This is a genomic window from Streptomyces sp. B3I8, assembly GCF_030816915.1.
Lineage (GTDB): Bacteria > Actinomycetota > Actinomycetes > Streptomycetales > Streptomycetaceae > Streptomyces.
Genome location: NZ_JAUSYN010000002.1, coordinates 2,821,959 through 2,842,564, shown reverse-complemented (window position 1 = coordinate 2,842,564; position 20,606 = coordinate 2,821,959). Strand labels below are relative to the sequence as shown.

16 protein-coding genes and 1 tRNA gene are annotated in these 20,606 nt (G+C 72.1%); 8 read left to right on the top strand and 9 right to left on the bottom strand.

Features of this window, described 5'->3' with window-relative positions; genetic code table 11:
- Window positions 1-68 precede the first annotated feature (68 nt).
- Together QFZ64_RS14600 and QFZ64_RS14595 are read left to right on the top strand one after the other, a co-directional pair.
- Window positions 69-1,085 carry a PRC and DUF2382 domain-containing protein gene (locus QFZ64_RS14600; RefSeq protein WP_307065788.1) on the top strand — a complete coding sequence of 339 codons (1,017 nt, stop codon included), beginning with the start codon at window positions 69-71 and terminating at the stop codon, window positions 1,083-1,085.
- A 467-nt stretch (window positions 1,086-1,552) separates the two neighbouring features.
- Entirely contained in the window at window positions 1,553-2,938 is a 1,386-nt protein-coding gene (locus QFZ64_RS14595; protein ID WP_307065786.1) for an NAD(P)/FAD-dependent oxidoreductase, read from the top strand.
- A gap of 242 nt (window positions 2,939-3,180) precedes the next feature.
- On the opposite strand, the gene QFZ64_RS14590 is transcribed toward QFZ64_RS14595, so the two are convergent.
- A tRNA-Leu gene (locus QFZ64_RS14590) sits at window positions 3,181-3,267 on the bottom strand.
- 412 nt (window positions 3,268-3,679) lie between these two features.
- On the opposite strand from QFZ64_RS14590, the gene QFZ64_RS14585 reads away from it, so the two are divergent.
- Together QFZ64_RS14585 and QFZ64_RS14580 are read left to right on the top strand one after the other, a co-directional pair.
- Window positions 3,680-4,450: an ABC transporter ATP-binding protein gene (locus QFZ64_RS14585; RefSeq protein WP_307065784.1), complete on the top strand. Its 771-nt coding sequence runs from the start codon at window positions 3,680-3,682 to the stop codon at window positions 4,448-4,450.
- Window positions 4,451-4,613: 163 nt separating this feature from the next.
- Window positions 4,614-7,142, top strand: a complete 2,529-nt coding sequence (locus QFZ64_RS14580; protein ID WP_307065783.1) for an ABC transporter permease — start codon at window positions 4,614-4,616, stop codon at window positions 7,140-7,142.
- 80 nt (window positions 7,143-7,222) lie between these two features.
- On the opposite strand, the gene QFZ64_RS14575 is transcribed toward QFZ64_RS14580, so the two are convergent.
- The 3 genes from QFZ64_RS14575 to QFZ64_RS14565 form a co-directional block, all read right to left on the bottom strand.
- On the bottom strand, window positions 7,223-8,515 hold the full coding sequence (locus QFZ64_RS14575) for a class I SAM-dependent methyltransferase (RefSeq protein WP_307065781.1): 1,293 nt from the start codon (window positions 8,513-8,515) through the stop codon (window positions 7,223-7,225).
- A 334-nt stretch (window positions 8,516-8,849) separates the two neighbouring features.
- The gene (locus QFZ64_RS14570; RefSeq protein ID WP_307065779.1) at window positions 8,850-10,196 is read right to left on the bottom strand and encodes a hypothetical protein; all 1,347 of its coding nucleotides are present in this window, start codon (window positions 10,194-10,196) and stop codon (window positions 8,850-8,852) included.
- Window positions 10,197-10,571: 375 nt separating this feature from the next.
- Window positions 10,572-11,036, bottom strand: coding sequence for a hypothetical protein (locus QFZ64_RS14565; protein WP_307065777.1), 465 nt, complete (start codon window positions 11,034-11,036; stop codon window positions 10,572-10,574).
- A 394-nt stretch (window positions 11,037-11,430) separates the two neighbouring features.
- Between QFZ64_RS14565 and QFZ64_RS14560 the strand changes: the two genes are divergently transcribed.
- The gene (locus tag QFZ64_RS14560) at window positions 11,431-12,303 is read left to right on the top strand and encodes a Bax inhibitor-1/YccA family protein (RefSeq protein WP_307065775.1); all 873 of its coding nucleotides are present in this window, start codon (window positions 11,431-11,433) and stop codon (window positions 12,301-12,303) included.
- Window positions 12,304-12,422: 119 nt separating this feature from the next.
- On the opposite strand, the gene QFZ64_RS14555 is transcribed toward QFZ64_RS14560, so the two are convergent.
- Entirely contained in the window at window positions 12,423-12,653 is a 231-nt protein-coding gene (locus QFZ64_RS14555; RefSeq protein WP_307065773.1) for a DUF4287 domain-containing protein, read from the bottom strand.
- A 101-nt stretch (window positions 12,654-12,754) separates the two neighbouring features.
- Between QFZ64_RS14555 and QFZ64_RS14550 the strand changes: the two genes are divergently transcribed.
- Window positions 12,755-13,066 carry a hypothetical protein gene (locus QFZ64_RS14550; protein WP_307065771.1) on the top strand — a complete coding sequence of 104 codons (312 nt, stop codon included), beginning with the start codon at window positions 12,755-12,757 and terminating at the stop codon, window positions 13,064-13,066.
- A gap of 22 nt (window positions 13,067-13,088) precedes the next feature.
- Here QFZ64_RS14550 and QFZ64_RS14545 read toward each other — a convergent pair whose 3' ends face one another.
- The 3 genes from QFZ64_RS14545 to QFZ64_RS14535 all read right to left on the bottom strand — a co-directional run bounded on the left by QFZ64_RS14545 (window position 13,089) and on the right by QFZ64_RS14535 (window position 16,843).
- Window positions 13,089-13,904, bottom strand: a complete 816-nt coding sequence (locus tag QFZ64_RS14545) for a hypothetical protein (RefSeq protein WP_307071708.1) — start codon at window positions 13,902-13,904, stop codon at window positions 13,089-13,091.
- 349 nt (window positions 13,905-14,253) lie between these two features.
- Window positions 14,254-15,474, bottom strand: a complete 1,221-nt coding sequence (locus QFZ64_RS14540; protein WP_307065769.1) for an acetyl-CoA C-acetyltransferase — start codon at window positions 15,472-15,474, stop codon at window positions 14,254-14,256.
- Between the two features lie 340 nt (window positions 15,475-15,814).
- Complete coding sequence (locus QFZ64_RS14535) at window positions 15,815-16,843, bottom strand: SGNH/GDSL hydrolase family protein (protein ID WP_307065767.1); 1,029 nt, start codon at window positions 16,841-16,843, stop codon at window positions 15,815-15,817.
- A gap of 246 nt (window positions 16,844-17,089) precedes the next feature.
- Here QFZ64_RS14535 and QFZ64_RS14530 point away from each other — a divergent pair, with 246 nt between their 5' ends.
- A complete protein-coding gene (locus QFZ64_RS14530) occupies window positions 17,090-18,481 on the top strand; it encodes a cystathionine beta-synthase (RefSeq protein WP_307065765.1) in 1,392 nt (463 codons plus the stop codon).
- A gap of 465 nt (window positions 18,482-18,946) precedes the next feature.
- Here the strand turns inward: QFZ64_RS14530 and QFZ64_RS14525 are convergent, their stop codons facing one another.
- Window positions 18,947-19,366, bottom strand: coding sequence for a hypothetical protein (locus QFZ64_RS14525; RefSeq protein ID WP_307065764.1), 420 nt, complete (start codon window positions 19,364-19,366; stop codon window positions 18,947-18,949).
- A gap of 217 nt (window positions 19,367-19,583) precedes the next feature.
- Between QFZ64_RS14525 and QFZ64_RS14520 the strand changes: the two genes are divergently transcribed.
- Window positions 19,584-20,426 (top strand): MurR/RpiR family transcriptional regulator, encoded by an 843-nt coding sequence (locus QFZ64_RS14520; protein ID WP_307065762.1) that lies wholly within the window; start codon window positions 19,584-19,586, stop codon window positions 20,424-20,426.
- The last annotated feature ends 180 nt before the right edge of the window (window positions 20,427-20,606 follow it).

Genomic DNA, 20,606 nt, shown 5'->3' with positions numbered 1-20,606 from the left:
TGTCGTTTGGTGTCCTCCAAGGTGGTGAACTCGGCAGGGGAATCACTCCGAAAGGAGGGTGACCAAACATGATCACCAGAGAACAGATCCCGACCGTCCTGGACCATCCGGTCTTCGACGACGGTGGTAACAAGATCGGCGAGGCCGCGCACGTCTTCCTCGACGACACCACCGGGCGCCCGGAGTGGGTGACGGTGAAGACGGGCTGGTTCGGCAGCAGCGAGTCCTTCGTGCCCATCCGCGACGCCTCCATGGTCGCCGACCACATCGAGGTGCCGTTCGCCAAGGGCAAGGTCAAGGGCGCGCCGCACGTGGACGTGGACGCCGGTGGTCATCTGTCCGTGGACGAGGAGCACCGGCTGTACGACTACTACGGGGTCCCGTGGAACGAGCCCACGTCCCGCACCGGTCGGACACCGGGCGGCACAGCGGGTACGGCGGGTACCACCGGGGCTGCGGGTACCACCGGAACAGCGGGGGCCGCCGGAACAGCGGGTACGGCGGGTACCGCGGGCGCGGCGGCCGGCGGGGCCGCAGGTGGCGCGGCCGGAGGTGCGGCGGCCGGTCGTTCCGCGATGCCGGGACGTGCCGGGGCTCCCGGGCGTGCCGAGTCTCCTGGGCGCACGCCCGTGGCCGGGCGGCGGGCCGGGGCCGACGACCGGTTCCGGCAGGACGACGTCGTCATGACGCGCTCCGAGGAGCGCATGCGCGTCGGCGTCGAGCGTCGTGAGACCGGCAGGGCACGGCTGCGCAAGTACGTGGTCACCGAGGACGTGGAGCAGACCGTGCCACTGCGCCACGAGGAGGTGCGGGTCGAGCGGGAGCCGATCACGGAGGCCAACCGCGGTGACGCGCTCAAGGGTTCGGAGATCGGTGAGGCCGAGCGCGAGGTGGTGCTGCACGAGGAGCGGCCGGTCGTGGAGACCGAGGCCGTGCCCGTCGAACGGGTCCGGCTGACCACCGAGGAACACACCGAACAGGAGGTCGTCCACGGGCGCGTACGCAAGGAGCGGATCGAGGGCGACGCGGAGCGGATCGACACCCCCGAGGACCGCGACGACAAGGGTGGAGGCCGCCGCCGCTGACCCGAGGCCCACGGCATCCCCGCGCGTCCCGGGAAGGGCGCGCGGGGAGGGCGCGGCGGGCGCGCGGAGGCGCTCCCGCACCCCTTGCGTCCCGCCTCCGGGCCCCTCGCCGGGCGTGTCGGCGACGCACCGTCGACAAAGTTCGTGAAGTTCTTCACAAGGATTTCGGCCCTGGTGGGGGGTGCCGGGGCGTCCCGGGGCCGTCCGGGTGGCTCACCGGGCCGGAGGTCCCGCTCGGGCGAGCGCTCGCGAGGATGCGTGCCGACCTCCCACACCCACCCTGCCCGCACCCTGTGGAGGCGCAAGTGGCTGCTCACGGGCCCTTGACAACGTCTGCCGGTACCCCATGGTTCCCGTTCCGGGTCAAGGCTTGGGCAACGCGGGCCGCGCAGTGTAGCAGAGACCCCGGGCAAGCTTGTGAAGGGGCGCACGAGCGACCCCCCTGGGACGGGTGGATACTCGATGGCATGAGCACCACGGAGCGTCCCAGGATCCTCGTAGTAGGCGGTGGGTACGTAGGCCTGTACGCAGCTCGGCGCATTCTCAAGAAGATGCGCTACGGCGAGGCGACCGTCACGGTCGTCGACCCCCGGTCGTACATGACCTACCAGCCCTTTCTCCCCGAAGCCGCCGCCGGCAGCATCTCCCCCCGGCACGTCGTCGTCCCGTTGCGGCGCGAACTGCCGAAGGAAGCGGAGGTGCTCACCGGTCGGGTCACGTCCATCGACCAGGACCGCAAGGTCGCCGCGATCTCGCCGCTCGTCGGCGAGGCGTACGAGCTGCCCTTCGACTACCTGGTCATCGCGCTCGGCGCGGTCTCCCGCACCTTCCCGATCCCCGGCCTCGCCGAGCAGGGCATCGGCATGAAGGGCATCGAGGAGGCCATCGGTCTGCGCAACCACGTCCTCGAGCAGCTCGACAAGGCCGACTCGACCACCGACGAGGAGGTCCGCCGCAAGGCGCTCACCTTCGTCTTCGTCGGCGGTGGCTTCGCCGGCGCGGAGACCATCGGTGAGGTCGAGGACATGGCCCGGGACGCGGCCAAGTACTACCGCAACGTCACCCGCGAGGACATGCGGTTCATCCTCGTCGACGCCGCGGACAAGATCCTCCCCGAGGTCGGCCCCAAGCTCGGCCAGTACGGCAAGGAGCACCTGGAGGGCCGCGGGGTCGAGGTCTACCTCTCGACGTCGATGGACTCCTGCGTCGACGGCCACGTGGTGCTGAAGAACGGGCTGGAGGTCGACTCGAACACCATCGTGTGGACCGCGGGCGTCAAGCCCAACCCGGCGCTGTCCCGCTTCGGTCTGCCGCTGGGCCCGCGCGGTCACGTCGACTGCGAGACCACGCTGCAGGTCAAGGGCACCGACTACATCTGGGCCGCGGGCGACAACGCCCAGGTGCCGGACCTCGTCGGCCGCAAGGCCGGCAACGAGAACGCCTGGTGCCCGCCGAACGCGCAGCACGCGCTGCGGCAGGCCAAGGTCCTCGGCGACAACGTGATCTCCGGCGTGCGGGGCTTCCCGCAGAAGGACTACGAGCACGCCAACAAGGGCGCGGTCGCGGGCCTGGGCCTCCACAAGGGCGTCGCGATGATCGTCATGGGCAAGATGAAGATCAAGCTCCGCGGCCGCCTGGCCTGGTACATGCACCGTGGCTACCACGGCATGGCGATGCCGACGTGGAACCGTAAGATCCGCGTCTTCGCCGACTGGACCCTCGGCATGTTCCTCAAGCGCGAGGTCGTGTCCCTGGGCGCCATGGAGACACCGCGCGAGGAGTTCTACGAGGCCGCGAAGCCGGCTCCGGTGACCGCCGCCGTGAAGACGGAGGAGAAGGCCAAGGCGTCCTGACGCCACGGCACCTCCGACACGTCGCAGTACCCCCGAAGGGGCCGTCCGCCATCCGTGGTGCGGACGGCCCCTTCGCCGTGCCCGGGACCCGCCGTGCCGACGGGGCGGAGGGGGTACCGGAGGGGTGCGTGAGAGGGATGTACCGGAAGGGAAGGGGGAGGACGGCCGGAGAGGGGAGCCTCGGGCGGGGCGGGGTCGCCGGCCGCGTCCGAGGGCGTGCCGTGGTGCTCTGCGGCCTCGGATGGTGCCCGGAGCCGGACTTGAACCGGCACGCCCGCGTAGGGGCAGCGAGGTTTAAGCTCGCCGTGTCTGCATTCCACCATCCGGGCAGGCCATGGGCTCCGCATCGAGCACTCCGAGCCTATCGGGACGCGTCACTCGGACAGCGGCCGGGCAAGCCCATGTTGTCTTATTTTATTGGCGCCTGAGGGTGCATCAGCACTCGGTACGCGCCATCCGCACTTGCCACCAGCCTTGTCGGCGAGCGTCAGCGACGTATGCGGAATGACGTAATTTCACCGCCGCGAGGGACGGGTGCACGGAGTCCCGTCACCCTCCATCGACAGGGTGAACGACCGCTTTCCCGGAGTGGGGTGGGTCATTCTGAGGTATGACACCGGGGCGTCGGGTCAGACCCAGGGGGGCCACGAGAACCGGACGGGCGGGGGACTCCAAGGGCCCGTGCGGCACGGAGCATGGAGTACGTACCCCTCGCCCCCGTCCCGACAGGAGCACCCTTCCGTGACCACCTTCCCCCTCGCCGACCGGGCCACCGGTGTGGCCGCCCGCGCCACGGAACTGTCGAAGGTCTACGGGCAGGGCGAGACCCAGGTGGTCGCCCTGGACCGGGTCACCGTCGACTTCGACAAGGCACGGTTCACCGCGATCATGGGTCCCTCCGGGTCCGGCAAGTCGACGCTCATGCACTGCGTGGCCGGGCTGGACTCGTTCAGCAGCGGCTCCGTGCGGATCGGCGAGACCGAACTGGGCTCGCTCAAGGACAAGCAGCTCACCAAGTTGCGCCGGGACAAGATCGGCTTCATCTTCCAGGCGTACAACCTGCTGCCCACGCTGAGCGCGCTGGAGAACATCACGCTGCCGATGGACATAGCGGGCCGCAAGCCCGACAAGGAGTGGCTGGACCGGGTCATCGACATGATCGGGCTGTCCGACCGGCTCTCGCACCGTCCCAGTCAGCTCTCCGGAGGCCAGCAGCAGCGCGTCGCGGTGGCCCGGGCGCTGGCCTCCAGGCCGGAGATCATCTTCGGCGACGAGCCCACCGGCAACCTCGACTCCCGCTCGGGCGCCGAGGTCCTCGGCTTCCTGCGCAACTCCGTGCGCGAGCTGGGGCAGACGGTGGTCATGGTGACGCACGACCCGGTGGCGGCGGCGTACGCGGACCGGGTGGTCTTCCTCGCCGACGGACGCATCGTCGACGAGATGCGGGAGCCGAGCGCGGACGCGGTGCTCGACCGTATGAAGCGGTTCGACGCCAAGGGGCGTACGAGCTGAGTCCGTCGGACCGTGCCCCGGCGGGTTGTGCGTTCGCCGGCCGTGCCGCCGTCGGACCGTGCGTCCGCCTCGTGCGGTGAGCTCCCGCCGCTCCGTGCGGTGACCTCCCCCGCCCTGCTCCGCCCTGCCCCGCCTCGCCCCCTCCATTGGACTGAGTAGCCTCATGTTCCGTACCGCCCTGCGCAATGTGTTCGCGCACAAGGCCCGGTTGCTGATGACCGTGCTCGCCGTGATGCTCGGCGTCGCCTTCGTCTCCGGCACCCTCGTCTTCACCGACACCATCTCGGACGCCTATCAGAAGAGCTCCGCCAAGGGCTTCGACCACGTCGACGTCGCCGTCCGCGCCGAGGGCCGCGAGGACCGCGGCGACACCCTCACCAAGCAGCCCGAGCTGACGGAAGGGCTGCTGAAGAAGGCCGCGGGCGTGGCGGGCGCGCGTTCCGCGATCGGCGTCGTCAGCGGCTTCACCGCCCTCGCCGACAAGGACGGCGACCTGATCGGCAACGGTTTCCAGTCCCAGGGCGGCAACTACTGGGGCACCGACGACCCCCGCTACCCGCTGACCCAGGGGCACGCCCCGCACGGCGGGCACGAGATCCTCATCGACTCCGAGACCGCCCGCCGGGCCGGCTACCACGTCGGCGACACCGTGCGGATGTCGGTCGACGGGCCCGTGCTCACGCCGCGCGTCACCGGCATCTTCACCACCGACGACGGCAACGTCGCCGCGGGCGGCAGCCTCACCCTCTTCGACACCGCCACCGCCCAGACCCTCTTCGGCAAGCCCGGCACGTACGACGAGATCGACGTGCGGGCCGCCGCCGGCACCAGCCAGACCGCGCTGCGCGCCGCCCTCGACAAGGCGCTGCCCGCCAAGACCGTCGACACCACCACCGGGCAGAAGCTCGCCGACGACCAGGCGGAGGCGATCGCCTCCTCCATGAGCGGGCTCAAGCAGGGTCTGCTGGTCTTCGCCGGCATCGCCCTGTTCGTCGGCACGTTCATCATCGCCAACACCTTCACCATGCTGGTCGCCCAGCGCACCAGGGAGCTGGCGCTGCTGCGCGCGGTCGGCGCCTCCCGTCGGCAGGTCACCCGCTCGGTGCTGATCGAGGCGCTCGTCGTCGGGCTGACCGCCGCCGTCACCGGGCTGCTCGTCGGTGTCGGCATCGGGGCCGGACTGCGCTCCCTGATCGGCACGTTCGGCGCCGCCGTGCCGGACGGCCCACTGGTGGTCGCCCCCGGCACGGTCGGGGCCGCGCTCGCCGTCGGCGTCCTCGTCACGATGGTCGCCGCCTGGCTGCCCGGCCGTCGCGCCGCGAAGATCCCGCCGGTGGCCGCGATGAGCAGCCTGCACGCCAAGGCCACCACCAAATCCCTCGTCGTCCGCAACACCCTCGGCTCGCTGCTCGCCGGTGCCGGCATCGCGACCGTGCTCTACGCGACCACCCTGAGCGGCTCCGACGGCCAGGCCCCCATGGGTATCGGCGCCGTCCTGCTGGTCATCGGAGTCTTCGTGCTCACCCCGCTGCTGTCCCGCCCGCTGATCGCCGCCTCGGCCCCGGTGCTGCGCGTCTTCGGGATGTCCGGCAAGCTCGCCCGCCAGAACTCCGTGCGCAACCCGCGCCGCACCGCCGCCACCGCCTCCGCGCTGATGATCGGACTGACCCTGATCACCGGTCTGACCGTGATGGCGGGGAGCCTGCAGCACGCGATCGACAAGATGGCCTCCTCCGCGCTCCGCGCGGACTACATCGTCTCCATGGCCAACGGCAGCGAGCTCTCGCCGGAGGTCGCGAAGAAGCTTCGGTCGACGGACGGCGTCACCGCCCTCAGCCCCCTGCGCGACGCCCCCGCCCGCATCGACGGCGACACCGAGTACGTCACCGGCGTCAACGGCGCCACCATCGGCAGGCTCACCGACCTGGCCGTGGAAAGCGGCACCTTCGAGGTGGACGGCACCCGGGTCGTCGTCGACGACGACACCGCGAAGGAGCAGGGCTGGAGGGCCGGCTCCCGCTTCACCGCCGGCTTCGAGGACGGAACCAGGCAGACCCTGACGGTGGCCGGGGTCTACCAGGGCAACGAGATGATCCGCGGCATCATGGTGGACGACACCACCCTCACCCCGCACCTGGACGACGTGGCCGACATGCAGGTCATGGTCAGCACCTCGGGCGGCGCCTCGGACCAGGTCAAGGACCGGCTGGAGAGGGCGCTCGGCGACAACCCCGGCATCTCCGTCCAGGACAAGAAGGACATCTCCGACGGTATCGCGCAGATGTTCACGCTGATGCTGAACATGCTCTACGGGCTGCTCGCCATGGCCGTGATCGTCGCCGTCCTCGGCGTCATCAACACCCTGGCCATGTCCGTCTTCGAACGTGCCCAGGAGATCGGCATGCTGCGCGCGATCGGCCTCGACCGCCGCGGCGTCAAGCGCATGGTCCGGCTGGAGTCGCTGGTCATCGCGCTCTTCGGCGGGGTGCTCGGCATCGGGCTCGGCGTGTTCTTCGGCTGGGCGGCCGGCGAGCTGTTCAGCACCAGCATGCCGACGTACGAGCTGGTCCTGCCCTGGGCCAGGATGGCGCTCTTCCTGCTGCTGGCGGGGACGGTCGGCATACTCGCCGCGTTGTGGCCGGCCCGCCGGGCGGCCCGGCTGAACATGCTGGCGGCGATCAAGTCGGAGTAGCGGCGGAGTGCTCCGCGTGCGCGGCGAAGGCCGCCCCACAGATCCTGTGGGGCGGCCTTCGCCGTACGGGGCCGTGCCGCTCAGTTCCAGGTGCGGGCCCGCAGCGGCATCTCCGAGGCACCGGACTCGGGGGTGCGAACGGCGAGAACCTGGTTGACGCCGATGCGGTTGCGTTCGAAGGCCAGCGCGGAGGCGGCCATGTACAGCCGCCAGACGCGGGCCCGGCCGGGGCTGGTGAGCCCCTTGGCGCGCACCCACTGCGCCTCCAGATTGGCCACCCAGCGGCGCAGCGTGAGGGCGTAGTGCTCGCGCAGCGACTCCACGTCGCGGACCTCGAAGCCGGCCCGCTCCAGCTGCGTCACCGTGGTGCCGATCGGGGCGAGTTCGCCGTCGGGGAAGACGTAGGAGTCGATGAACTCGTCGATGTCGTACGCCGACTCGTCGCGCAGCGGCCGCCGGGCGATCTGGTGGTTCAGCAGCCGTCCGCCCGGCTTGAGCAGGGCGTGCAGCTCCGTGGCGTACGTCAGGTACTGCTGGGAGCCGACGTGTTCGGCCATGCCGATGGAGGAGATGGCGTCGTAGGGGCCGTCGTCGACGTCCCGGTAGTCCTGGACGCGGATCTCGACCCGGTCGGTGAGCCCCTCGTCGGCGACGCGCTTGCGGGCGTAGGCGGCCTGCTCCTGGGAGAGGGTGATGCCGACGACGTGCGCGCCGTGCTCACGGGCGGCGTGGATGGCCATCGAGCCCCAGCCGCAGCCGACGTCCAGCAGCCGCTGGCCGGGCTTCAGGGCGAGCTTGCGGCTGACCAGTTCCAGCTTGTCGCGCTGGGCGAGTTCCAGGGTGGAGTCGGCGGACTCCCAGTAGGCGCAGGAGTAGACCATGGACGGGCCGAGGACGAGTGCGTAGAAGTCGTTCCCGACGTCGTAGTGGTGGCTGATGGCACGGCGGTCGCTGCGCCTGGTGTGCAGGTGCCCGCGGGCTCTGCGGATCTCCTCGCGGGGCGGCGCGGGCGGCGGCAGCGGCCCGGCGAGCGCGAACAGCCCGCGGGCTGCCGCGCGGAACTCCGGGTCGCGCAGCGCCTGGGCGAGCGTACGGGCGTCCTCACCGCGTTCCCAGATGAGACCGGAGAGCAGGCCGAGGGCGGTGTAGAGGTCGCCGTCGATGCCGAGGTCGCCGGAGACCCAGGCGCGGGCGAGGCCCAGTTCGCCGGGCTTCCACAGCAGCCGGCGCAGGGCGCGGCGGTTGCGGACGAGGAGGGTGGGGGCGTCGGGCGGGCCGGCCTCCGAGCCGTCCCAGGCACGGATACGGATGGGGAGCGGGGTGGCGAGCAGTTGTTCGAGCAGGCCCTTCAGCCGCGACGCGGCGTCTGCCATGGCGTGCACCTCCGTGAGTCCGGTCCCGTAACGACGAACACCACGTAAACACCGCGCGGGGCCGAGCACACTCCCGCGTGGGAGTTACGGCTCGGCAAAATACATGTACGGACCATGATTTGTTGGCCGACGGGTTCGAGGGTGGCGGGCTTTCGGGATCTTTCGGCCGTGTTGGCTGATTCGCTCGATTCGCCCCTTTAAGGCGATTCAACTCTTTCAGACGATTCGGGTGATTCGGCAAGTTTGGATTACCCGGTCGTTATGGCCTTACGGGTATTCGGCCTTTACAGGCCTCCTGGTGCCTGGTGCCCGGTGCCTGGTGCCCGGGGTGGCGTCAGCTCTCGGCGGCCGGTAGGCGGGCCGCGGCCGCGGTGGCGAGCGCGGTCGCCGTCCGGCGCATGGTCTCCTCGTCGGCCTCGCCCCCGACCAGCACGTCCAGCGTCTCGATCCGCGTCCGTCCCCGGCCGACGCGGTAGGTGCGCTGGACCACCTTCACCTGCCACGCGTTCTCGTCCGGCCCGTCGGGCCGCACGAGGGCGCTGCGGCCCGCGATGCGGGTGATCGTGCCGTACGTGGCGCGCAGCGGGCTGCCCCGGTCGAAGCTCACGGTGACCTCGAGGCCGCTGGCCGCGCTTCGCCAGTCGCACGACCAGCGGCCGAAGTCCGGGTCCGGGACGGTGGCCCCGGCCCCCGGCACCACCTCGAGCGCCTTGGCCGTGAGCAGCGCGCAGGCGTCCTGGTGGAAGAGCGAACCGGGCGGGAACGTGGCTCGGCGGGGCCGTGCCCGCCCCTCGTCGAGGACGGTGGCCGCCCGGTCGGCGCCCGCGTCGGCGAGGGCGCACAGAGGTGCGTGCGCGTGCCCCTCGCCCTCCGTCCGCGCGGTGACCGCGACGGTGACGTCGGTGCCGGAGGGCAGCAGCAGCCGGGTGCACCGCCCGCTGTCCGTCGGCTCCTCGCTCACCCGTACCGAGCCCCGGACGGTGCTCGTCGGGAGGTCCGAGGGCTGCCCGGGGTCGAAGTCGACGCCCACGTCCACGTCGGTGCCGTCGGCGCGATGCACGAGGACGTCGCACCGGTCGAAACCGCCGTACGCCGTGTCGAGTTCCGTGGCGCCGAACCGGGCGAGGGCGGCGGGGGAGAGCAGGGAGCAGGGGTCGGTGCCGCGGGTCAGGGCCGGGTGCGGCTGGGAGTGGGAGGCCGGGGGAGTCTGGAGGAAGGGCGACAGCGCGAAGCCGCCGACCGTCGCCACGGCCGCCACCCTCCCCAGCAGGCGCGTGCCGCGCCGTGCCCACCAGGGAGGCCGGAGGGGCTCGGGCGGCCGTGCGTGACCGGCGTGATTGCGCACGAGCGCGATGTCGTCGTTGATCGAGAGCCGTTGCGGCGGCGGCATGCCCCTTTCGTGGACGAGTTCCGACACTCGCCGGAACACGTGCCCCATCGGCAGCGGGTCGGGCGCGTCCGGGACACCCCGCTCCAGGGTGTCGAGCAGCGCCCCGGTGAACACGGGGCGGGTCTCGCCCGGCGGTGCGTACGACCTGCGGTGCATGGGGCACGACGTCATGACGAACGTGCTGTCGACGACCGCAGGGACCCGGGTGCCGGTGTCCGCCGGGCCCATCGCGCCGGCGACGGCCGCCCCGCTGAAGCAGCAGTCCAGTAAGACGACCTGATTGCGTGCCATTCGCTCCGACTGCAGGATCTTGCGCAGGCGGGTCGTACCGCACGGTCTGGGAGGGCCGGTTCTCGGCACACCTCGACAGTTGGAGCCCCAGCCCGCCGTCCGCCAGCGAGCCGTGGCCCGCGAAGTACACGAGCAGCGTGTCGCGGGCGGCGACGGCCGCCGCGTGCACGGCGTCCTCGACCTCGCCGGCATCCCTCGGGTTGTGCAGTACGCGGCAGTTGGCCGCGGGCAGCCCCCACCAGCGTGCGTCGGTCAGCAGCCGGCGGAGTCCCTCCGTGCCCGCGGCCACCGGGGGCAGGTCGGCGAGGTCCGAACCCCTGTACGTGTCCACGCCGATGAGGACCGCCCGGGAGGCGGCCGGATCGCGGACGGGCATCAGACCGTCTCCGGGTCGCCCGCCGGCGGGGTGCTTGCCGACGGGGTGCTCGCCTCCGGCTCTGCCAGTACGGCCAGGACGATACGGAGGGTCTCCTCGTCGGACTCGCCCCGCACCGTGACCGACGTGCCGCCGCGGGTGAAGGTGACGGGCCCGGCGCAACGGCGTGCCGCGCGGTGGGCGAGGCAGGACAGGACGAGGTTGAGGACGGCGACGGTGTCCACGACCACGGCGTCGACCACGTCGACCACGCCCATGGCGCCCTCGTCCGGGGCCGGGGCCGGGGCCGGGGCCGGGATCGAGGTCGGATCCGGGATCGAGGTCGGATCCTGTTCGTCGCCGGCGTCCCGGCCCGGTGCGCCCCGGCGCAGCGTCACCCGGTGCCGCAGCTCAGGGTCCGCCCGCAGCCAGTGATAGAGATCGAGCGTCGCCGGTCCGTCGCCGGCCCGGATGTCGGTGCGCATGCTGCCCCCGTACGGTTCCCTCGTGCCCCGTGGCCCCGTCCGTGCCCTTCGGGGTCGGCGCTCACCGTAGGAGGAGCGGGCGCCCTTCATGCGGGAGCCGGTCGCTTTTCACCCGATCGTGCGGGGAAGAGACCGTCAGCAGGGAAACGAAGCGACGTCACGGTCCCACGACCCCCCGCCCCCCGAACCGGGCCGTCCCGCCGCGGGAGGGGCGGGGTTGTCGCGGCGGTCGTACGGTCCTGTCACGGCTGCGTACCGGTCCGCGCGGGATGTCACACCCGGCGCGTACGGTGGCATCGCGGGGGAAAGATCCTCCCCAAGCAGTAGAGTCAATGTTTTGCGAAGCCATTACTCTTGAGGCCAAGGCCGCGCACGGTGGCCATGGAGGAGTGAAATGAGGAGCAGCAACCCGGTCTTCTCGCGACGGGGGTTCAGCCGCGACAACGGCTACGCCGGCTTCAACACCGCGCCGCAGGCCGGGGGCCCCGCTGTCGGCACGCAGGCCAACCCCTACGCGCAGGGAAACCCGTACGCCCAGAACCCCTACGCGCAGCAGTACGGCCAGGCGGCGCCGCCGCAGGCCCCGGCCGCCCCCGGCCGGATGACGATGGACGACGTCGTCTCGCGCTCCGCCCTGACGCTCGGCACGGTCGCCGTCGGCGCCGCGCTCGCCTGGGCCCTGTTGCCGGTCTCCACCACCAGCTACGGCCTGGCGATCGGCTCCGCGCTCATCGCCTTCGTCCTGGCGATGGTGCAGTCCTTCAAGCGCAAAGCCTCGCCCGCGCTGATCCTCGGGTACGCCGCCTTCGAGGGCGTCTTCCTCGGGGTCATCAGCGAGATGTTCAACTCGCGCTGGAGCGGTGCCCCGTTCCAGGCGGTGCTCGGCACCATGGCGGTCTCCGGCGCGACCCTGCTCGTCTACAAGGCGGGCTGGATCCGGGTGACCGCGCGGTACGCCCGGATCGGTATGGCCATCGCCTTCGCCTTCATCGCGGTGCTGGCGGTCAACCTGCTGCTGGTCGCCTTCGGTGTCGCCGAGGACGGCGGGCTGCGCAGCTTCGGCCCGCTCGGCGCGATCGTCGGCATCATCGCGATCCTGCTTGGCGCGTTCTTCCTGACGCTGGACTTCAAGCAGATCGAGGACGGCATCGCCTACGGCGCCCCGCGCGAGGAGTCCTGGCTGGCCGCGTTCGGCCTGACCATGACCCTGGTGTGGATCTACATCGAGATGCTGCGGCTGGTGGCGATCTTCAGCAGCAGCGACTGACGCACACCGCGGGGCCGGCGCGCGGACGCCGCCGCCACCCGCACCGAGGGGCCCCGTACGGACGACCGTACGGGGCCCCTCGGCGTTCGGCGGTGGATGGAGGGGAGCCGACGACCAGGTCAGAGCAGTCTGCGCGCGGCCCGGCGCAGGTCGTACTCGTGGACGATCGCCTTGGCGTGGCCGTAGGCGAGGTTGTGCTCGCTGCGGAGCCAGCTGACCTTTTCCTCGAAGCGGACGAGGGCGGGGCCTTCTTCGACGGTGCGCAACCAGTCGGTGACCTCACGACCGGTGCAGTGGGGGATGCGGGCGAGCAGATTGCGATGGGTCTCCGCGGAGAAGACTTGGGACATCGGCGCCTCCGGACGCGAGCGATGAATCCGGTCCTTCAGGTCACCGTGCCTGAGCGTTCGCCCGTTGGCAACAGTCCCGTCCGGACGCGTACGCTCGCGCCGTGCTTGATACGACGCCTTTGACGCGGGCCGTGGGCCACTTCGCCGACCGGCTGCGGGCCGCCCCGCAGAGCCGGCTGCAACGCGGGGCCGCGGCCGAGGCACTGGGGCTGGCCAGGGAACTGGCACGGCGTGCCCAGCTCCTGGAGGAACCGTCGCGGTCGCCCCGGGAGATGCCGGACGCGGGCATGTTCGCGGCGGCCGACCAGATCACCGTCGCCGCGCAGGATCTCGCCCTCGTACTGGAGAACGAGGGGGCACTGGCCGAGGCGGTGACCCTCGTGGCGGAGGCCCAGCAGCGCGCGGGGGTGTGAGGGGCGGGGCTCCCGGTGGCGGTCAGAGAGAGGCGATGACCCGGTCGGCCAGGATGTACACGTTCTCCTCGCCGCACTCGAACGTCAGGCTGTACGCGCCCGAGACGCCCGAACCGCCGAGCAGTACCGGGGTCCCGCCCGCCCGCAGGACGGCGGCCAGGCGTTCCGCGGTCTCGCGGTGGCCCGGGGTCATGCACAGCGTCGTTCCGTCGGCGAAGACGTAGACGTCGAGGGTGCCCAGCGGGCCGGGGCGCACGTCGGCCAGCGCGGTGCGGGAGGCGGCGAGTTCCTCCAGGCACGTGACGGTGCGCTCGTGGTCGCCGACGACGGGCGACGGGCCCGGCACGAAGTCGGGGTGCGAGGGGTGGCGGCGGCGGGCGGCGGCCAGCTCGGCCGGGTCGACGGCCGGCTCGCCCTCCTCCAGCGTGGGCTCGGTCACCGGCTCCAGGGCATCGTGCTCCAGGCCGGCGAAGTCCGCCTGGCGGGGCAGGAACAGCTCGCCGCCGGGCAGCCCGCCGAACACGGACGGTGCATCGAGCCCGCCGAACACGGACGGAGCATCGATGTCCCGGATCTCCTGGGCGGCCCAGAAGGCGCGGGCCTCGGCCAGCTCCCGCTCCCGTTCCTCGGCCAGGGCCTCGGCCACGGCGGCGCGTATCCCGTCGGTGTCCGCGGCGGTGCGGGCGGCAGGCACGGCGGCGTCCGGGCGCGCCGCGCGGTGCTCGGCGAGTTCGGTGCGCAGATCCGCGACCTGCCGGCGCAGCGCTTTGAGGCTGCGCAGGGCGGCGACACCCACGGCCGCGGTGGTGGCGGTGGTGAGCAGCAGAGCAATCGGCATGGCGCTCACGGACGTACTCCCGGTTCGGTCGACCCCCGACTTCCTACATCAGCTTGAAGGGCGGACTATCGAGCTGTCAGTGCGTAACGTCACGAACTGGACAACTCGTGGGGCGCCAGAGGGCTCTGTGGCGGTGCGCCGATCGCCGTGACCTGGGGATATCCCTCGCGGGAGGGAGATAGGTCACATCATGGGGGCGATTGGATCACAAAACGGCCCGGAGCCGTGTGGGAGCGGAACTCCGGGCCGTACGTGCGCGGGCGCGTGGCGGAGGACGCGGCGCGTTCCGGCGTGCGAGGGGGCGCGGAGGCGGGCCTGCGCGACGGGCCCGCCGCCGGGTTCTCGGTTCTCAGCTGAGGCGTTCGATCACCATGGCCATGCCCTGGCCGCCGCCCACGCACATCGTCTCCAGGCCGAACTGCTTGTCGTGGAACTGGAGCGAGTTGATGAGCGTGCCGGTGATGCGGGCGCCGGTCATGCCGAACGGGTGGCCGACGGCGATGGCGCCGCCGTTGACGTTCAGCTTGTCCAGGTCGATGCCGAGGTCGCGGTAGGAGGGGATCACCTGGGCGGCGAAGGCCTCGTTGATCTCGACCAGGTCGATGTCGTCGATGCCCAGGCCCGCCCGCTTGAGCGCCTGGTTGCTCGCGTCGACCGGGCCGTAGCCCATGATCTCGGGGGAGAGGCCGGAGACGCCGGTCGAGACGATCCGGGCCAGCGGGGTCAGACCCAGCTCGCGGGCCTTGGTGTCGCTCATGATGACGACCGCGGCGGCGCCGTCGTTGAGCGGGCAGCAGTTGCCGGCGGTGACCAGGCCGTCGGGGCGGAAGACCGGCTTGAGGCCGGCGACGCCCTCCATGGTGACGCCGGGACGGGGACCGTCGTCCTTGCTGACGACCGTGCCGTCCGGAAGCGTCACCGGGGTGATCTCCCGCTCCCAGAAGCCGTTCGCGAGGGCCTGCTCGGCCAGGTTCTGCGAGCGGACGCCGAACTCGTCCATCTCCTCGCGGGTGATGCCCTTGAGGCGGGCGAGGTTCTCGGCGGTCTGGCCCATCGCGATGTACGGGTCGGGGAGCAGGTCGTCCTCGCGCGGGTCGTGCCAGGCCGCGCCCTCCTGCCCGGCGGTGGCGGCGGTGCGGGCCTCGGCCTCGGCGAACAGCGGGTTGTGCGTGTCCGGGAGGCTGTCGGAGTTGCCCTTGGTGAAGCGCGAGACCATCTCGACGCCGGCCGAGATGAAGACATCGCCCTCGCCGGCCTTGATGGCGTGCAGGGCCATGCGGGAGGTCTGGAGGGAGGACGAGCAGTAGCGGGTGACGGTGCAGCCGGGCAGGTGGTCCATGCCCATCTGTACGGCGACGATGCGGCCGAGGTTGTTGCCCTGCTCGCCGCCGGGGAGGCCGCAGCCGAGCATCAGGTCGTCGATGTCCTTCGGGTCGAGACCCGGGACCTTGGCGAGGGCGGCCTGGATGATCGTGGCGGTGAGGTCGTCGGGGCGGAGGTCCTTGAGGGAGCCCTTGAAGGCGCGGCCGATGGGGGAGCGGGCGGTCGAGACGATGACGGCTTCGGGCATCACGGCTCCATTGGCGTAAGGGTGGGCGGGCAGGGGCTGCCTGCTTGGGAAGCTACCTGTCCGTAGGGCTGAGGTCACGGTCGGCGGCATGTGACACGGGCCGCACTTTCCAAGCGCTTGCTTTCCTCTCAGGGTACGTTTTTTCCGCCCCCGCCGCCCCTACCCTCCCCCTCCTCAACCCGGGGGGCTCTTTCCCCGGGGCCCCGGCAGGGGTGGGTGGGGTTGCCGGCCGTCAGCCGACGGCGTACCCCCCGAGGTCGAAGGGGCAGAGCCCCTTGAAGGGACGGGAAGGGCAGGGGCGGCGGGGGCGAAAAACCCTCCCGCACCCCGGGCGGAGGCCCTAGTGGGAGGCCTCCGCCCGGGCCGGGCCGGGGGCCGGTTCCGGGACCCGGCGCCGCCGCCGGCGTTTGAGGAGCGCCCACGGCCCCCGCGGCCCGACCGGCATCGCCGCCGCCACCTCCGTACCCCCCTCCGCCGCCGCCTCCGCGGCCGCCCGCGCCACCGGCAGGAAGCCCTCCCGGCGGGACGCGTCCGGCCGCTCCTCCTCCGGCCACACGCCCAGCGCCGCGCACACCGTCGGCAGCACCGCCATCGCCGCGGTCGCGTACCCCTCCACCGAGGGGTGGTAGTTGTCCGGACCGAACAGCTCCCGCGGATTCGCCTCGAACTCCGGGCCGAGCAGGTCACCCAGTGACACCGTGCGGCCGCCCTGTTCCACCGCCCCGATCGTCTGGGCCGCCGCGAGCTGCCGCGAGGTGCGCCGGGCCAGCCACCGCAGCGGCTGCTGCACCGGCTCGATGGTGCCGAGGTCGGGACACGTGCCGACGACGACCTCCGCGCCCGCCGTCCGCAACCGCCGCACCGCCGCCGCGAGATACCGCACCGAACGGGTCGGCGGCATCCGGTGGGTGACGTCGTTCGCGCCGATCATGATCACGCACACGTCGGGGACCCGCCGCGGATCGCCCAGCGCCAGCCCCACCTGTCGCTCCAGGTCGTCCGACCGTGCCCCTGTCAGCGCCACGTTGCGCAGCTCCACCGGCCGTTCCGCCACCGCCGCCAGCCCGGCGGCGAGCAGCGAGCCCGGCGTCTGCCCCGCCCGGTGCACCCCCTGCCCCGCCGCCGTGGAGTCGCCGAGCATGGTGAGCCGCAGCGGGGGCTCGTCCGGCGTCGCGTAACCCCGTCCGTAGACTCCGTCCGCGCTCGGCGGGCGCGGGCTCTGCCCGTTGCCCACATGACGCCTGGCGAGCCGCATCTCCGCCACCACAAGCCCCACCGCGGCCGCGCCGACGAGGCCGACGCCGCCACCGCCGTACGCCGCGCCGGCCGCGATCCGCCGGGCCACCCGCGCCCTCGACATGCTCGTCATGCTCCGCCGCCACCTCCTCATAGCCGTACACCCACTGCTTGCCCAGTACAGCGGGTCGGCCAATCTCGACGAGGCGCGGCGAGGCACGCCCGTCCGGTGGGCGTCCACCGCGGCCGTCCGGTGGCCGTCCGACGGGCGTCCACCGCGTGCGTCCGCCGTGGGCGACCGTCTGACCAGCGGAGCGCTTACTCTGGCGGGACCATCACGGCCATTTCCCCATCCCCATCGCTGCGACCGGAGACAACGGTGCGATACCACGACTCGATGATCAGCCTCGTCGGCAACACCCCCCTGGTGAGGCTCAACAGCGTCACCGCCGGCATCGAGGCGACCGTGCTCGCCAAGGTCGAGTACTTCAACCCGGGCGGCTCCGTGAAGGACCGCATCGCGCTGCGCATGATCGAGGCGGCCGAGCAGAGCGGGGAGCTGCGGCCGGGCGGCACGATCGTCGAGCCGACCAGCGGCAACACCGGCGTCGGGCTCGCCATCGTGGCGCAGCGGAAGGGGTACAAGTGCATCTTCGTGTGCCCCGACAAGGTGAGCACCGACAAGATCAACGTGCTGCGCGCGTACGGCGCCGAGGTCGTCGTCTGCCCGACCGCCGTAGACCCCGAGCACCCGGACTCGTACTACAACGTCTCCGACCGGCTGGTGCGCGAGACCCCCGGCGCCTGGAAGCCGGACCAGTACTCCAACCCGCACAACCCGCTCTCGCACTATCACTCGACCGGCCCCGAGCTGTGGGAGCAGACGGACGGGCGGATCACCCACTTCGTGGCCGGCGTCGGCACCGGCGGCACCATCTCCGGCACCGGCCGCTACCTCAAGGAGGCGAGCGAGGGCCGGGTGCGGGTGATCGGCGCCGACCCCGAGGGCTCGGTCTACTCCGGCGGTTCCGGGCGGCCGTACCTCGTCGAGGGCGTCGGTGAGGACTTCTGGCCCGAGGCGTACGACCGCGGCATCGCCGACGAGATCGTCGCCGTCTCCGACAAGGACTCCTTCCAGATGACCCGGCGGCTCGCCAAGGAGGAGGGCCTGCTGGTGGGCGGCTCCTGCGGCATGGCGGTCGCGGCGGCCCTGAAGGTCGCCGAGCGGCTCGGTCCGGACGACGTGGTGGTCGTACTGCTGCCCGACGGCGGCCGCGGTTACCTCAGCAAGATCTTCAACGACGAGTGGATGGCGGACTACGGCTTCCTGGACGACTCCGGCCCCAGCGCGCGCGTCGGCGACGTACTGAACTACAAGGAGGGCGACCACATCCCCTCCCTCGTCCACATGCACCCGGACGAGACCGTCGGCGAGGCCATCGACGTGCTGCGCGAATACGGCGTCTCGCAGATGCCGATCGTGAAGCCGGGCGCCGGGCACCCGGACGTCATGGCCGCCGAGGTCGTCGGTTCGGTCGTCGAACGGGAGCTGCTGGACGCGCTGTTCACCAAGCGGGCCTCGCTGGAGGACCCGCTGGAGAAGCACATGTCCGCGCCGCTGCCGCAGGTCGGCTCCGGTGAGCCGGTGGCCGACCTGATGACCGTGCTCGGCACGGCGGACGCGGCGATCGTGCTGGTGGAGGGCAAGCCCACCGGAGTCGTCAGCCGGCAGGACCTGCTGGCGTTCCTGGCCACGTCCGGCAAGCAGTAGCGCGACCGTCGTCGGCCGCCCGCGGACTTCGCGGAAGTGGTACGCGGGCGACACGTCCGCGCAGCACCCGCTTAACACACGACCGGCACAGTGGTGGATGTCGGCAAGGGGGCGGGAGCGGCTCCCCGCCCGGGCCGGCACCGTACGGCGTCCAGAGCTTCCGGAGCGGCTCCCGGACCTCCGCGACGCCACGGACGCGCGGCCCGTTCTGACCGGAGCCCGCCGTCCCTCGCGGGGACCGCTGTCGTCCCGCCCCCCGGTCCGCCCGGGGGTGTCGGCGGTCCCCGCGCAAGCCTTCCCCGCCGGTTCTCGCCGGGTTCCCGGTGGATTCCCGCCGCACAGGCGGGGCTTCCGCTGCCGGCCTCCCGCGCAGCCGAGGCAGGCCTCGCGCGCATCCGCGACCGGCCTCACGCGCATCCGGGCCGTGCCTCCCGCGCAGCCGAGGCAGGCCTCGCGCGACGGGCCTCAGTCGTCCCGGGCGGACCTGCGACGGGCGAAGAGGTTCGGCTGCGTGCGCAGCACCTGCGCCGCGTTGACGCCCACGATGCCGAGCCACGTCGTGATCAGCCCCGGCAGATGGCCGACCCCGCCGCCGATGGCCGACAGCGGGACCGCCAGCACCAGCGAGACCACGCCGAAGCCGAACCGCTCTCCCCAGGAGTCGGTGGGCTGCGGCCGGTGCGCCCCGCGTGCCACCACGAGCTGCTGCTCGCCCAGATGGCGCCGCACCCGGCGGTCGACCGTGCTGTCGATGCGCTGGTCGACCTTCTCCAGGAACGATTCGACCAGCGCGGAGTCGTACTCCTCGCCCAGCTCCCTGCGTGCGCGCAGGGTGGCGTCGAGATCCTTCTTCAGTTCCGTTTCGCCCGCGTCCATACCGCTCATGGACACCACGGTAGGGAGCGCGGACCGCCGTGACACTGGGGAGAACCCCCCAGTGCGGGATCAGGGACGCCCCAGGCGCCGCTCCCGTAGCTGCCCGCGTCGTCCGCCTTGCCGCTCCTGCATACGTTCATGCAGAATTCCACAGGGTTGAATAGGACGGCGTCGGCGGTGAGCGGCCACGACCGCGTACGGCTGCACACGGCGAGGGGACCACGGCATGAGCGCGACCGACAGCCCCGCCGCGCGGCTGCAGACGCTCTTCGAGGGGCACCGGCTGACGCCGACCCAGCGGCGCATCGCCCACAGCATGGTCCGCCGCGCCGCCGACGTGCCGTTCCTGTCCAGCGTGGAACTGGCCGAGCTCGCCGGGGTCAGCCAGCCCTCCGTCACCCGCTTCGCCGTCGCCCTCGGCTTCGACGGCTACCCGGCGCTCCGCCGTCACCTGCGCGAGGTCGCCCCGGCCGAGGCGCCCGCCGGGACCGCTCCGTACAACGAGTACCAGCAGGCCGTCGAGGCCGAGATCGAGAACCTGCGCCACCTCGCCGAGGCGCTCGCCGACCCCGGGCCGGTGCGCGAGGCGGGCCGCCTGCTCGCCGCGAGCCGGCCGCTGCCGGTGCTCGGGCTGCGGGCCGCGGCGGCGCAGGCGTACGGCTTCGCGTACTTCGCCGCCAAGGTCCATCCGGACGTACGGCTGCTCGACGAGGGCGGCACGATGATCCACGACCGCGTCGACGCCGCCGTCCGGGCCGGCGCCACCACCCTGCTGTGCTTCGCGCTGCCCCGGCACCCGCGCGAGGTCGTCGACACCCTCACGTACGCGAAGCAGGCCGGGCTGACCGTCGTCACCGTCGCCGACTCGGCGTTCGCGCCGGTCGCCAAGGTGTCCGACCTGCTGCTGCCCGCCGCCGTCGGCACCGGGCTCGCCTTCGACACCGCGTGCGCGCCGATGCTGCTCGGCCGGGTCCTGCTGGAGGCCATGTGCGACGGGCTGCCGGACGCCCAGGCCCGCCTGGAGGAGTTCGACGTGCGGGCGGCGCGGCGGGGCCTGTTCGTCGAGTAGGGCCCGGGCAGCGCTCGGGCAGGGCCCGAACGGCGCTCGAGTAAAGGTTTTTCAGGTCGTTCTCACGTTGCCCCACTAGCCTGCGGTGCCGTGAATCCGCGAATCGCAGACGTGACGGGAGGACGGCGTGGCGCGCGCAGGACGGGACGGCCGGGAGAAGCGGGACGTGCGTGACGGGCG

Bases quoted from the DNA above. Each gene is read 5' to 3' on its own strand.
- QFZ64_RS14600 (WP_307065788.1), top strand. From the start codon at position 69: ATGATCACCAGAGAACAGATCCCGACCGTCCTGGACCATCCGGTCTTC.
- QFZ64_RS14595 (WP_307065786.1), top strand. From the start codon at position 1,553: ATGAGCACCACGGAGCGTCCCAGGATCCTCGTAGTAGGCGGTGGGTAC.
- QFZ64_RS14580 (WP_307065783.1), top strand. From the start codon at position 4,614: ATGTTCCGTACCGCCCTGCGCAATGTGTTCGCGCACAAGGCCCGGTTG.
- QFZ64_RS14575 (WP_307065781.1), bottom strand. From the start codon at position 8,515: ATGGCAGACGCCGCGTCGCGGCTGAAGGGCCTGCTCGAACAACTGCTC.
- QFZ64_RS14570 (WP_307065779.1), bottom strand. From the start codon at position 10,196: ATGGCACGCAATCAGGTCGTCTTACTGGACTGCTGCTTCAGCGGGGCG.
- QFZ64_RS14565 (WP_307065777.1), bottom strand. From the start codon at position 11,036: ATGCGCACCGACATCCGGGCCGGCGACGGACCGGCGACGCTCGATCTC.
- QFZ64_RS14560 (WP_307065775.1), top strand. From the start codon at position 11,431: ATGAGGAGCAGCAACCCGGTCTTCTCGCGACGGGGGTTCAGCCGCGAC.
- QFZ64_RS14555 (WP_307065773.1), bottom strand. From the start codon at position 12,653: ATGTCCCAAGTCTTCTCCGCGGAGACCCATCGCAATCTGCTCGCCCGC.
- QFZ64_RS14545 (WP_307071708.1), bottom strand. From the start codon at position 13,904: ATGCCGATTGCTCTGCTGCTCACCACCGCCACCACCGCGGCCGTGGGT.
- QFZ64_RS14540 (WP_307065769.1), bottom strand. From the start codon at position 15,474: ATGCCCGAAGCCGTCATCGTCTCGACCGCCCGCTCCCCCATCGGCCGC.
- QFZ64_RS14535 (WP_307065767.1), bottom strand. From the start codon at position 16,843: ATGACGAGCATGTCGAGGGCGCGGGTGGCCCGGCGGATCGCGGCCGGC.
- QFZ64_RS14525 (WP_307065764.1), bottom strand. From the start codon at position 19,366: ATGAGCGGTATGGACGCGGGCGAAACGGAACTGAAGAAGGATCTCGAC.
- QFZ64_RS14520 (WP_307065762.1), top strand. From the start codon at position 19,584: ATGAGCGCGACCGACAGCCCCGCCGCGCGGCTGCAGACGCTCTTCGAG.